The organism is Kribbella aluminosa (assembly GCF_017876295.1).
GTDB lineage: Bacteria > Actinomycetota > Actinomycetes > Propionibacteriales > Kribbellaceae > Kribbella > Kribbella aluminosa.
In genome coordinates this window covers 3,360,945-3,373,274 of record NZ_JAGINT010000002.1, presented here as the reverse complement: position 1 = coordinate 3,373,274, position 12,330 = coordinate 3,360,945, and the positions used below count along the sequence as shown (strand labels likewise).

12 protein-coding genes and 1 pseudogene are annotated in these 12,330 nt (G+C 67.7%); 2 read left to right on the top strand and 11 right to left on the bottom strand.

Annotated features, from left to right (window positions below):
- Positions 1–11 precede the first annotated feature (11 nt).
- From JOF29_RS37310 to leuA, 7 genes are all read right to left on the bottom strand, one after another.
- Complete coding sequence (locus tag JOF29_RS37310) at positions 12–1,880, bottom strand: ABC transporter substrate-binding protein (RefSeq protein WP_209699034.1); 1,869 nt, start codon at positions 1,878–1,880, stop codon at positions 12–14.
- A gap of 45 nt (positions 1,881–1,925) precedes the next feature.
- Positions 1,926–2,144 (bottom strand): hypothetical protein, encoded by a 219-nt coding sequence (locus tag JOF29_RS37305; RefSeq protein ID WP_209699033.1) that lies wholly within the window; start codon positions 2,142–2,144, stop codon positions 1,926–1,928.
- A complete protein-coding gene (locus JOF29_RS37300; RefSeq protein WP_209699032.1) occupies positions 2,141–3,175 on the bottom strand; it encodes an ABC transporter ATP-binding protein in 1,035 nt (344 codons plus the stop codon). Before JOF29_RS37300 ends, JOF29_RS37305 begins: the two co-directional genes overlap by 4 nt.
- The gene (locus JOF29_RS37295) at positions 3,172–4,248 is read right to left on the bottom strand and encodes an ABC transporter ATP-binding protein (RefSeq protein ID WP_245359828.1); all 1,077 of its coding nucleotides are present in this window, start codon (positions 4,246–4,248) and stop codon (positions 3,172–3,174) included. Before JOF29_RS37295 ends, JOF29_RS37300 begins: the two co-directional genes overlap by 4 nt.
- Positions 4,249–4,265: 17 nt before the next feature.
- The gene (locus tag JOF29_RS37290) at positions 4,266–5,162 is read right to left on the bottom strand and encodes an ABC transporter permease (RefSeq protein ID WP_209699030.1); all 897 of its coding nucleotides are present in this window, start codon (positions 5,160–5,162) and stop codon (positions 4,266–4,268) included.
- A gap of 4 nt (positions 5,163–5,166) precedes the next feature.
- Complete coding sequence (locus JOF29_RS37285) at positions 5,167–6,261, bottom strand: ABC transporter permease (RefSeq protein WP_307863887.1); 1,095 nt, start codon at positions 6,259–6,261, stop codon at positions 5,167–5,169.
- A gap of 283 nt (positions 6,262–6,544) precedes the next feature.
- On the bottom strand, positions 6,545–8,218 hold the full coding sequence (gene leuA / locus JOF29_RS37280) for a 2-isopropylmalate synthase (RefSeq protein ID WP_209700209.1): 1,674 nt from the start codon (positions 8,216–8,218) through the stop codon (positions 6,545–6,547).
- Positions 8,219–8,535: 317 nt separating this feature from the next.
- On the opposite strand from leuA, the gene JOF29_RS37275 reads away from it, so the two are divergent.
- Positions 8,536–8,952, top strand: a complete 417-nt coding sequence (locus tag JOF29_RS37275; RefSeq protein ID WP_209699029.1) for a PPOX class F420-dependent oxidoreductase — start codon at positions 8,536–8,538, stop codon at positions 8,950–8,952.
- Here the strand turns inward: JOF29_RS37275 and JOF29_RS46215 are convergent.
- Positions 8,931–9,356, bottom strand: a pseudogene (locus JOF29_RS46215) (cupin domain-containing protein); the annotation flags it as partial. The gene JOF29_RS37275 and the pseudogene JOF29_RS46215 overlap by 22 nt on opposite strands.
- Before the next feature lie 65 nt (positions 9,357–9,421).
- Between JOF29_RS46215 and JOF29_RS37265 the strand changes: the two are divergent.
- Positions 9,422–10,408 carry a GNAT family N-acetyltransferase gene (locus tag JOF29_RS37265; RefSeq protein ID WP_307863886.1) on the top strand — a complete coding sequence of 329 codons (987 nt, stop codon included), beginning with the start codon at positions 9,422–9,424 and terminating at the stop codon, positions 10,406–10,408.
- Here the strand turns inward: JOF29_RS37265 and JOF29_RS37260 are convergent.
- From JOF29_RS37260 to JOF29_RS37250, 3 genes are read right to left on the bottom strand one after another with little or no spacing between them, the layout of a single operon-like run.
- Positions 10,405–11,073 carry a GNAT family N-acetyltransferase gene (locus tag JOF29_RS37260; RefSeq protein WP_209699028.1) on the bottom strand — a complete coding sequence of 223 codons (669 nt, stop codon included), beginning with the start codon at positions 11,071–11,073 and terminating at the stop codon, positions 10,405–10,407. The two genes, JOF29_RS37265 and JOF29_RS37260, sit on opposite strands and share 4 nt — an antisense overlap.
- Positions 11,073–12,002, bottom strand: coding sequence for a GTPase Era (era, locus tag JOF29_RS37255; RefSeq protein ID WP_209699027.1), 930 nt, complete (start codon positions 12,000–12,002; stop codon positions 11,073–11,075). The genes JOF29_RS37260 and era overlap by 1 nt, the downstream gene beginning before the upstream one ends.
- Positions 11,986–12,330 (bottom strand): cytidine deaminase-like protein, encoded by a 345-nt coding sequence (locus JOF29_RS37250; protein WP_209699026.1) that lies wholly within the window; start codon positions 12,328–12,330, stop codon positions 11,986–11,988. The genes era and JOF29_RS37250 overlap by 17 nt, the downstream gene beginning before the upstream one ends.

Genomic DNA, 12,330 nt, shown 5'->3' with positions numbered 1-12,330 from the left:
AACGCCACTGGTTAAACCGGCGCGACCTTGCCCTGGTACATGTACATGATCACGAAGTTGTCCGCGTACGGCGCGTTCTTCAGGATCGGGTCGTCGTCGGCCGGGAACTTCGCCACCCGCTTGCCCTCGAGCGCCGGGTTGTTCCCGTAGCGCTCCCAGAGCGGGATGATCGGCAGCAGCTCGTTGAAGGCGACCGCCGCGGCGGTGACGTTCTTCTTCTGCGCCTCGAGGTCCAGCCCTTGGGCGGACTTGTCCACCACGGACTGCAGGTCGATCGGACCGGCCGAGGTGGTCTGCTTGAGCGGGAAGTTCATTCCCTTGCCGCCGGAGTTCGCCGCGATCACGTAGTTGAACGTGTACAGGTCCTGGACGAACGAGAAGTACGGGTGCGGGTGGCTCGACGCGCCCCAGCTCTGGATCGCGAAGTCGAACTTGCCTGCCAGTACGTCGGGACTCAGCTGGGTGAAGGTGATGCCCCGCTTGGTGATGTTGAACCCGAACTTGTTCAGCTGGTCGGCCGCGTTGGTGGCGGCCGGGTTCCAGTCCGCGAACTCGGTCGGGAACTTGATGTCGTAGGCGGCCGGCTTACCGTTCGGAAGCGTCCACTTGCCGCCGTTCTTCTTCCAGCCGGCTGCCTGCAGCAGCGACGTGGCCTTGGCCTCGTCCTTCTCGTACGCCTGCAGCTTCTTCTGGTCGGCGTCGGAGATCCAGTCCGGGACCGAGATGTCGGAGAACCCGGCCATGAACTTGCACGGCTTGCCGGAGTCGCCGAGCGCGACGGTGCCATTCTCGTTGCGGTCCAGGATGTAGGCGATCGCCTGCCGGACGCGGGCGTCCGCCAGCTCCGGGTGTGCGGTGTAGTTGAACACCAGCGCCGGACCCGAGTACACCGGCGGCCGGAGGATCCGGAAGCCGCTGGACTGCAGGGTCTTCTCGGTGGCCACCGCGAAACCGTGGGTGGCGTAGTCGACGTCCTTGTTCAGCACGACCGGCGTGATGTCGGACGTCTCGCCGTTGTACAGAACGACCTTGGTGAAGGTGATCTTGTCGGCGAACAGGCCCTTGTCGTTCTTGACCAGCGCCATCTGGGCATTGGTCATGTTCTTCACGTCGAAGTTGAACGGACCCGACACGACCGGGTTCTGCGGGCGGAACTTCTGGAAGTCGCCGTTGAGCTGCTTGCCCGCGGCGCTGTCCAGGCTGGTCTTGGCCTTCCGCATCGTCTCGGCCTTGGTCGCCCACTCGCCGTACACCGAGTCCGGCATGATCGGCGCGCGCAGGATGTAGCGCTCCAGCACGGTGGACGGCGTACCGATGGTGAACGTCACCGTGGTGTCGTCCTTGGCGCTGACGTCGGACAGGAACGTCCACGACTGCTGACGCATCAGCCAGTGCAGGTTGAACGTCGACACGACGTCCTTCGAGGTCACCGGCTTGCCGTCGCTCCAGGTCAGGCCGGAGCGGAGCTTCATCGTGTAGGTCTTGGTCGCCTCGTCCAGCGTGCCGGACTCGGCCATCATCCATTCCCACTTCTTGTCCGCCCAGTAGTACATACCACCGCTCGGATAGACGAGATCGAGGTACGGGCTGTCCACCTGGATGCCGTCGGTAACCCCCTTCACCAAGTTGAAGTGACCCTTGGGTGGCAACTGGTACGGGTACGCGCCGTGGAACTCCTTGCTGGCGTTGCTGCCGCCACCTCCGCTGGCGTTCGGTTTGCTCGGGGAGCACGCCTCCAGTGACCCGATGCCGGCCACGCCGACACCGGCGATGCCGAACAGCTGGAGCACGTTGCGGCGGGAGATGGCGTTGGTCCGGGCGTTCGCGCCCGTCCCGTTGGTGCCGGAATCGCCGGAATCGATGGTGCCGGTGGGACTCATCCTTCGTCCTTTCTGAGCTGACCACACGCCCATGTGGGTCAGGTACTACTGGTGGGGTTGACTACCGTCCTCGCGTTTTTCCCGGCGCCGGGTGATGACCACCCCGACGACGACCACCAGGCCCAGTAGCAGGCCCAAACACAAGGTGAACAAGGTGACGACGAACTCCGGGGTGCCCGGCGTCAGGGTGAGCAGCAGGACCACGCTGGCCAGCACCAGGAACGCTGCCCAGCCGAGCGCCGCCCGGCCGATCTGAGGTGTCATCGGCTCCCCGGCTCATCCGGTACGCCGTCCCGCGCGACCACGTGACACGCGGCCGACTGACCGGACCGGATCTGGACGAGCGCCGGGACCTTCCCGTCGCACAGCCCGTCCTCGAACTGCGGGCAGCGCGGATGGAACGAGCAGCCCGACGGCAGGTTCGCCAGGCTCGGGATCTCCAGGCTGCGCAGGGATTGCCGGCCCTTGGTCTTGGTCAGGTCCGGGTCCGGCTCCGGGATCGCGTCGATCAGCGCCCGGGTGTACGGGTGCGTGGGCGCGTTGATGATCTTCGGCGTCGGCCCGAACTCGACGATCCGGCCCAGGTACATCACCGCGGTCTTGCCGCGCCAGCCGAAGTACTTCGCGATCGCCAGGTCGTGGGTGATGAACAGGAAGCCGACGCCGAGGTCGTCGCGCAGCCGGCCGAGCATCGCGAGCACGCTGATCCGGATCGACACGTCCAGCATCGAGGTGGACTCGTCGGCGATGATCAGCTTCGGGTCCAACGTCAGCGCCCGGGCGACCGCGACCCGTTGCCGCTGCCCACCGGACAGCTGGTGCGGGAACTTCGGCAGGTAGTTCTCGGCCGGTGTCAGATCGACCTGGGTGAGCAGTTCGGTGGCCTTCTCGGCGGCTTCCTTCTTGTTCTTCACGATGCCGTGCTTGAGCAGCGGCGCGGTGATGGTCTGCTGGATCGTCCGCGTCGGGTTCAGCGAGGCGTACGGGTCCTGGTGCACGTACTGCACGCTGCGCCGGAAGGTGGTGAAGTCGCCGCGCTTCATCGACCAGATGTCGGTGCCGTCGAACGCGACCTGCCCGCTGCTCGGCCGGGCCAGACCGGCCGCCATCCGGGCCGCCGTCGTCTTGCCGGAACCGCTCTCGCCGACCAGGCAGAGCACCTCGCCGGGGTTGATCGACAGATCGATGCCGTCGACCGCCCGGATCGGCCCGGCCTTGGTGTCGAACACCTGACTGACCCCGCCAAGCGTCATCAGCGGCGCCGCTTCCTGCGGGGACTTCTCCAGTGCGCTCATGATGCGGTTCCCAGGTTCTCGTTCGGTACCGGGCGCTCGAGGTGGACGTCCTTTGCGTGGATGCAGGCCGCCTCGTGCGCGTCGCCGGGCTCGTCGGTGATCGGGATCAGCGGCGGATCCGTCTCGTTGCACTCCTCGGTCGCGTACTTGCAGCGCGGCGCGAAGGTACAGCCCGCGGGCAGCGACGCCAGGCTCGGCGGGCCGCCGGGGATCGACTCCATGTCCGGCAGGTCGCCGACGATCGGCGGGACCGCCCTGATCAGGCCGAGCGTGTACGGGTGCCGCGGACGGTAGAACATGTCCCGGACACCACCGGTCTCGATGATGCGTCCGGCGTACATGGTGGCCACCCGGTCCGCGAGCTCGGCGGCCAGCGACAGGTCGTGCGAGATGAAGATCATCGAGAACCCGAGCCGGTCGCGGACCTCGTGCAGTACGTCGACGACGGACCGCTGGGTGAGGATGTCGAGCGCGGTGGTCGGCTCGTCCAGGATCAGTACCTCGGGTTCGAGCAGCAGGCTCATCGCGATCAGGACCCGCTGGCGCATACCGCCGGACAGCTCGTGCGGGTAGCTGTCCATCACCCGCGACGGCTCGAGGCGGACCAGCCGGAGCAGCTCGCCGGCCCGGTCCTCGATCTCCTGCTTGGAGGCCCTGGTGTGTGCACGCATCGTGTCGTGCATGTGCGCGCGGATCTTCAGTACCGGGTTGAACGCGTTCATCGCGCCCTGGAACACCATCGCCGCGTCCCGCCAGCGGAACTGCCGCAGGTCCCGGCCGTCCAGCCCGAGGACGTCGATCTCGGTACCGTCGCCGCGGTTGAACATCACCTTGCCGCTGGCGTGCCCGAGCCGCGGCAGCAACCGCAGCAGGCCGAGCCCGAACGTCGTCTTGCCGCAGCCGCTCTCCCCCACCAGTGCGAGGCTTTCGCCCGGGTAGAGGTCGAGGTCCACGCCGCGGACCGCCTGGACGGTCGCACCGGCACCGGTCCGGTACTCGACCTTGAAGTCGCGGACCGAGAGCAGCGGCTTGCCTTCGCCGCCGCGTTTCGCACGAGTGCTCGAAGTAGTCATGTTGCTGGCCATGGCGATCACCGGTCCCGGAGCCGCGGGTTGAGGATCTCTTCGAGGGATCTCGTCATCATCACCAATCCGACCAGCAGCAGGACGATCGCGATGATCGGGCTCAGGATCCAGGCCAGACTCGCGTCGTTGAAGATCGCGCCGGCAATCCAGGCGCGGTTGAGCATGATGCCCCAGTTCGAGCCGGTCAGCGGGGCGAGACCGAGCAGGTACAGGCCGACCAGCTGGTAGATCGCGTTGGTCACGCCGATCATGAAGTTCATCAGGATGAAGCTGGCCATGTTCGGCAGGATCTCGACGAACACCACCCGGGCGGTGCCGAGGTCGAGCAGCCGGGCCGCCTCGACGAACTCGCGCTCCTTCAGCGAGAACACCTGGGCCCGGACGGCCCGGGTCAGCACCGGCCAGGAGAGGCCGCCGACCAGCAGCGCGAGCAGGAGCGGCGAGTCGAGCTTGAAGAACGCGCCCAGGACCGCGAGCAGGACAATCTGCGGGACCGTGAGGAAGACGTCGGCCAGCGTGACCACGACCGAGTCGACCCAGCCACCGAGGTACGCCGCGAGCGAGCCGAGGACGATCGCCAGTACGGTCGAGATCGCGGCCGCGAAGAAGCCGACGAAGATCACCGTCCGGCCGCCGCCGATCATCTGGATCAGGACGTCCTTGCCCTCGTTGTCGGTGCCGAGCAGGTGCCCGGACGACCCGGCCGGGAGCAGGATCTCCTTGACGTTCGGCGAGACGTCCGGGAGGACGAACGGCACGATCGCGGTGATCAGCACCATCAGCGCGACGATCACGAACCCGATGAACCCGGCCGGGCTGCGGCGCATCGACCTCAGGATGCCGGCGAACCGGGAGACACCCGTCGTACCGATCGACGTGACGGGGATGGTTGCTTCGGTCATCTCGTCACCCCTTGCCCTGGACCCGGATCCGCGGATCCATCCGGCTGTACAGCAGGTCGGCCAGCAGGTTGGCCGCCACCACCGAGATCGTCACGACCAGGAAGATCCCCTGCAGTACGGCGTAGTCCCGGCCGTTGACGGCGTTGAACAGACTGAACCCGATGCCCTGGTAGCCGAAGATCTTCTCCACGAAGATCGAGCCGCCGACCACGAAGCCGAGCGACACCGCGAGCTGGCTGAACAGCGGCAGTACGGCGTTCCGCCCGACGTACCCGGACCGGATCCGGGAGTCCGTCAGGCCGCGCGCCCGGGCCACGGTCACGTAGTCCTCGCCGAGGGTCTCCACGGTCGACGACTTCATCACCAGCGCCCAGGAGCCGACCGTGGTCAGCGCGTAGGCCAGGATCGGCAGCATCGCGTGGTAGAAGATGTCGTTCAGGAAGCTGAGGCTGAACGAGGGTGTGACGCCCGGCGTGTACGAGCCGCGGGCCTGGGTCAGGTCGAAGACCTGCAGCTTCACGCCGAGGAAGACCACGATCAGGATCGCCAGGATGTAGTTCGGGATCGCGTGCAGCACGGAGCCGATCGACGTCAGCAGGTGGTCGACCCAGGTCTCCCGCCGGTACGCCATGATCATCCCGGCCACGATGCCGATGGCGAAGCTGAACACCGTCGCCACGCCGACCGAGAACAGCGTCCACGGCAGGTAGGTCTTGATCACCGAGGCGACCGTGGTGCCCGGGGACAGCAGCGAGTTGCCGAAGTCGCCGTGCAGCATGTTGACCATGTAGTGGAAGTACTGCGCGATCAACGGCTCGTTCGGGTCCAGCGAGAACAGGTTCTTCGCCTGCGCCGCGGCCGCCTCGTACGAGATACCGGTCTGCGCGATCTGCGTCTGGATATAGGTGTCGACCGGGTTACCGGGCAACAATCGGACCAGGAAGAACGTCCCGGTCGTGACGATGAAGACCGTCAGCACCGCCTTGAACAGTCTCCGCACCAGCCAGGCGTTGACGAACCGCCGTACGGCCGAAGGTCTCGGTTCGACGGCGGGACCTTCGATCAGTTCCGCCGCGGACGTGTCGACCGCACCACTCACTGCTCACCTCCACGCGACTACCAGGGAAAGTCGGTGGCGCAGATCCAGGTCATTCGCAGGACTTAGTAACACTGTCTTGCAAGGATCTGCGCATAGTGACGACAGTGTGCGCAACCTCAGTCACCGAGTCAACGACTTGAGGCAACGTTGAGACAACGTTGCGGTCCGTGACGAAACGGTACCGGGGAGTACAGGAAATGCCCGCCCCCGACACGGGGACGGGCATTCGGTGCCTGGAACCGACTGGAAACCGACTGGAAACCGCCGGAAACCGCCGGAGCGGTCAGCGCGTGGCGCGGTTGACAGCCGAGACGACGGCCTTCAGCGACGCCGTGAGAATGTTGGCGTCCCGGCCGACGCCCCAGAAAACCTCGTCGCCGACCTCACACTCGACGTACGCCGCGGCCAGCGCGTCACCGCCGGCCGAGAGCGCGTGCTCGTGGTAGTCCAGCACCCGGACGTCGTACTTCAGCGGCTGCAGCGCGTCCACGAACGCGGACACCGGGCCGTTGCCCTCGCCGACCAGCTCGTGCGGCACGCCGTCGGCATAGACCTGAACCCGGAGCTGGTCGCCGTGGCCTTCGCCGGACGTCGAGTTGACGGTCAGCAGCGACAGCTTGCCGGGCGCCAGGTACTCGGCCGCGAAGATGTCCCACATCACCTGCGGGCCGACCTCGCCGCCCTCGGTGTCGGTGTGCTGCTGGATCACCCGGCTGAACTCGATCTGCAGCCGGCGCGGCAGGTCGAGCCGGTGCTCCGACTTCATGATGTACGCGACGCCGCCCTTGCCGGACTGCGAGTTGACCCGGATGACGGCCTCGTAGCTGCGGCCGACGTCCTTCGGGTCGATCGGCAGGTACGGCGCCTCCCAGGTGATCTCGCCGACCGGCCTGCCCTCGGCCGCGGCCTGCTTGTCGAGCGCCTCCAGGCCCTTCTTGATCGCGTCCTGGTGGGACCCGGAGAAGGCCGTGTAGACCAGGTCACCGGCGTACGGCTGCCGCTCCGGGACGCGCATCTGCGTGCAGTACTCGACCGTACGGCGGATCTCGTCGATGTCGGAGAAGTCGATCTGCGGGTCGATGCCCTGGCTGAACAGGTTCATCCCCAGCGTCACCAGGTCGACGTTGCCGGTCCGCTCGCCGTGGCCGAACAGGCATCCCTCGACCCGGTCGGCGCCGGCCATCAGCGCCAGCTCGGTCGCGGCCACCGCCGTACCGCGGTCGTTGTGCGGGTGCAGGCTGATCGTGCTGTGCTCCCTGCGGGTCAGGTTCCGGCCGAACCACTCGATCTGGTCGGCGTACACGTTCGGGGTGCACATCTCGACGGTGGCCGGCAGGTTCAGGATGATCTCGCGGCCCTCGGCGGGCTGCCAGACGTCACTGACCGCCTCGCACACCTCGAGCGCGAACTCCAGCTCGGTGCCGGTGAAGATCTCCGGGCTGTACTGGTACCCGAACTCGCAGTCGCCGAGGATCTGGTCGGCGTACTTCATCACGGTCTCGGTCCCGCGGACGGCGATGGTGCGGCACTCGGCCTTGTCGACGTTGAAGACGACCCGGCGGAACAGCGGCGCGGTCGCGTTGTACAGATGGATGGTGGCCTTCGGCGAGCCCTGCAGCGACTGGACGGTGCGCTCGATCAGCTCCTCGCGGGCCTGGGTCAGCACCGAGATCGTCACGTCGTCCGGGATCACGTCGTCCTCGATCAGGCTCCGGACGAAGTCGAAGTCGTACTGGCTGGCGCTCGGGAAACCGACCTCGATCTCCTTGTAGCCCATCTTCACGAGCAGGTCGAACATCCGCCGCTTGCGGGCCGGCGACATCGGCTCCACCAGCGCCTGGTTGCCGTCGCGGAGGTCGGTGGACAGCCAGCGCGGGGTGCGGTCGACGGACTTGGCCGGCCAGGTGCGGTCCGGCAGGTCGATCGGCGGGAACGGGCGGTAGCGGTGGATCGGCATACCGGACGGCTGCTGGACAGGCTCAGGCTGGTTCTTCGGTGCCACGGCGGTTCTCCTCGGAAGTACGGGTGTCGTGCTGGACGACCGGCGTACGACGAAACTCCGCGGCGAGGGAACCGGCCTTAACAGGCCTCGCCGCGGCAGCGAAGGAGGAGAAGCTGGTGCCGCATGATGCTTGCGAGTTTATGCACAACACCCCCAGCACGTCGAACCTGGGGTCTCGATCGGCGAGACACGGAGAGTGACGGGCCCCCGAACCCGTCGCTCGCGGAGGTCCTGCTTGCGTTCAAGAGCGCTTGAATTCCTAAGGTTGCGGTATGACGGAAACTCTTCTCGACCGGGTCGGTACGCATGGCCTCGGCGTCCTGGTGACGATCAAGCGCGACGGCCGGCCGCAGCTGTCCAACATCACCTATGTGTTCGACGGCACCCGCGTGCGGATCTCGCTCACCGACGGCCGTGCCAAGACGAAGAACCTCCGGCGGGATCCGCGCGCCAGCTTGTACGTCGACGGACCGCGGGGACGCTCGTACCTCGTTTTGGAGGGAAAGGCGGAACTCAGCCCGGTCGCCGCGGATCCGCACGACGCGGTGGTCGAGGACCTGGTCGACTACTACCGGACCGCGTCCGGCGAGCACCCGGACTGGGACGAGTACCGGGCGGTGATGGTGCAGGACAAACGGTTGATGTTCTCGATGACCGTCGACCACGCCTACGGCATGCCTACGCCGTAACCACTTCGTCCGGATCGTCGGCGAAGCGGGTCGCCCGAGCAACCTAGCGGTAGCGGCGCGGGGCCATGCCGTCGACGCGCTTGAACGCATTGCTGAACGCACTGCCGGAGGTGTAACCCAGCGAGTACGCCAGGGACGCCGGCAACGGAGCGGAAGCGTTCGGCGAAGAGCAGGTGGGCGAGGCCGTCGGCGGCCAGCCGCGCGCCGGGCGCAGAGGTCGATGCCTCGCGCAACGACCTGTCGAGCAGCCAGCGGAACGTCGCGGCGCGCTCGTCGGTGGCGCGCAGGTGGATGACCGGCGGGAGGGCGCGCACCAGGAGCTCCTCGCCGGTGCGGTTCAGGGACACGTGACCGCCGATACCGACGACCTTCGGACCGCCGCCGCGCGGCTGTGGAAGCTGAGTGCGGAGCTTCTCGACCTCGGATAAACCAGGTGCGGTAACCGCGCCCCGCGGTGGACCCTGTGGGCGTGAAGATCATCAAGCTGTCCCCCGACGACGAGGTCGGATGCGCGGAGGCCGTCGCCGTCGACTCGGCCGGCTGGAAGCTGGACTGCCCGGAGGTCGTCCAGCACACCCCGCGGACCTTCGCGAACATGCTGCGGTACGGCTGGGACCTGGAGCCCCCGCAGGCCTACCTGGCCCGCGAGGGCGACACGGCCGTCGGCGTGCTGACGGTCGACGTCCCGCAGTACGAGAACACCAACCTGACCTGGATCGACGTCAAGGTCCACCCCGACCACCGGGGCCGCGGGATCGGGTCCGCGCTGATCGAGTACGGCGAGCAGGTGACGCGGGACCTCGGCCGCACCCTGACGGGCTTCGGCGGACTCGACCTGCCCAAGGCGGAGGCGTTCGCCCAGCGGCACGGGTACGAGCAGAAGGCGATCGAGGTGAACCGCCGCCAGGACCTGGCCGGCCTCGACTGGGGCCTCGTCCAGCGGACGTACGACGAGTCGCTGGCGGCCGCGTCGGCGTACGAGCTGCTGAAGGTCACCGGGCCGCTGCCGGCGGACATGCTCGACGGCATGGTCGCGGTGACCGAGTCGATCAACGACGCGCCGAAGGACGACCTCGACATGGAGGACGACGTCTACAGCCCGGAGCGGCTGCGGGCGTACGAGGAGGCGCAAGCGAAGAGCGAGCGCACCGTCTACCGGGTGATCGCCCGCCGGAAGGACACCGGCGACCTGGCCGGCCACACGGTCGTCGCGGTCGAGCGGGAGCGCCCGTACATCGGCGAGCAGCACGACACGGCGGTCTCCCGGGACCACCGCGGCCATCGCCTGGGCGCGCTGCTCAAGTCAGCGATGCTGCTCTGGCTGCGCGACGAGGAGGCGGCGCTGACCCAGATCGACACCTGGAACGCCGAGTCCAACGGCCACATGATCGGGATCAACGAGGCCCTGAACTACCGCATCGTCGCCCGCTTCCTGAACTACCAGAAGTCGCTCTAGACGGCCTTGACGATCGAGACCTTCATGCGGTTGCTGATCGTGAAGCCGAGCGAGGTGTAGAGCCGTTGCGCGGTGGTGTTCGTACCGCCGGTGTGCAGGAACGGGGCCCGGGCGGTCGCCGTGATGGTCGCGGCGACCGCCCGGACCAGCCGGGTCGCGAGGCCCTGGCCGCGGGCCGACGGGTGCGTGCAGACCGCGCTGATCTCGACGTACTGCGGAAGGCTGAACCGGGTGCCGGCCATCGCGACCAGCTCGCCGTCGCGGCGGATCCCGAGGTACGTCCCGAGCTCGATCGTGCGGCTCCGGAACGGGCCGGGATCGGTGAGCGCGATCAGCCCCAGCATCTCCGGTACGTCGTCGGCGCCGAGAACCACCGCCTCCGGGTCCGCGGCGGGCAGGTCCGCCGGGGCGGTGAACTGCACCAGGTCGAACACCTGGTCCAGTTTGATGCTGTCCGGGACCTCGAACTCGGGCCGCATCAGCGCCCCGACGCCGTCGGGGCCGAGCAGTTCGGCGGCATCCGCCCAGTCGGCCTCGGTCGGCTCGCCGGGCAGCCCGAGGAACGGCGCGACCGCCTCCGGGTAGCGGCGGGCGTTCCCGCGGACCTCGGCGAAGGACGCGTGCGGCCCGGTCAGGGCGGCGTACACGGGATTCTGCAGGATCATCAGAATCCCAGTTTGCGCAGGTTCTTGGCGTCTGTCTGCCAGTTTTTGGCGATCTTGACGTGCAGGTCGAGGTACACCGGCGTACCGAGCAGGGCCTCGATCTGCTGCCGGGCCGCCGCGCCGACCTCGCGCAGACGGGCGCCCTTGTGGCCGATCACGATGCCCTTCTGGCTCTCCCGCTCGAGGAAGATGTTCGCGTAGATGTCCAGCAGCGGCTTGTCGGCCGGCCGGTCCTCGCGCAGGTTCATCTCGTCGATGGTGACCGCGATCGAGTGCGGCAGCTCGTCCCGGACGCCCTCCAGCGCGGCCTCGCGGATCAGCTCGGCGACCAGCGTCTCCTCGGGCTCGTCGGTGATGTCGCCGTCCGGGTACAGCGGGAAGCCGGCCGGCAGCAGCTTCACCAGCTCGTCGGCGACCACGTCGACCTGGTAGCCGGACGTCGCGGAGACCGGGACGACCGAGGCCCACTCGATCCCGGCGGACTCCCCCAGCGCGGCGATCTCGGCGAGATGCTCGACCATCCGGTCCGGCGAGACCAGGTCGGCCTTGGTGGCCAGCGCGACCTTCGGGGTCTTGGCGACCTTCGCGACCTCGCTCACCAGGAAGCGGTCGCCGGGACCGATCTTGTCACTGGCCGGCAGGCAGACCGCGATCACGTCGACCTCGGCCCAGGTGGTCTTGACGACGTCGTTCAGCCGCTCGCCGAGCAGCGTGCGCGGCTTGTGCAGACCGGGTGTGTCCACCAGGATCAGCTGCGCGTCCGGCCGGTGCACGATGCCGCGGACGGCGTGCCTGGTCGTCTGCGGCTTCGACGAGGTGATCACGATCTTCTGGCCGACCAGCGCGTTGGTGAGCGTGGACTTGCCGGCGTTCGGCCGGCCGACGAAACAGGCGAAACCGGACTTGAAGTTCTCAGGTGTGGACGACATCGCGGACCTCTCCGGTGCCCAGGGCAAGTACTACGGGAATGTTGGCGCCGGCGAAGTGCCGTACGACGTTCACGTCCACGGCTCCGTCCTCGGCACCGTCCTCGGTAACCACCGCGGCGGCCTCCAGACCCTTCACCCCGGACGCGAGCGCCATCGCGACCGCGAGCTGCAACGCGGTCAGCTCGACGGTGTCGAGTGCCACCGTGCAGGCGGCGTACGTCCGCCCGTCGGAGTCACGCACGGCGGCTCCTTCGGTGGCGCGCGTACGGGCACGGGCGGCACGGGCGAGCGTGACGAGTTTGGCGTCCTCGGCGGACAGGTCAGACAA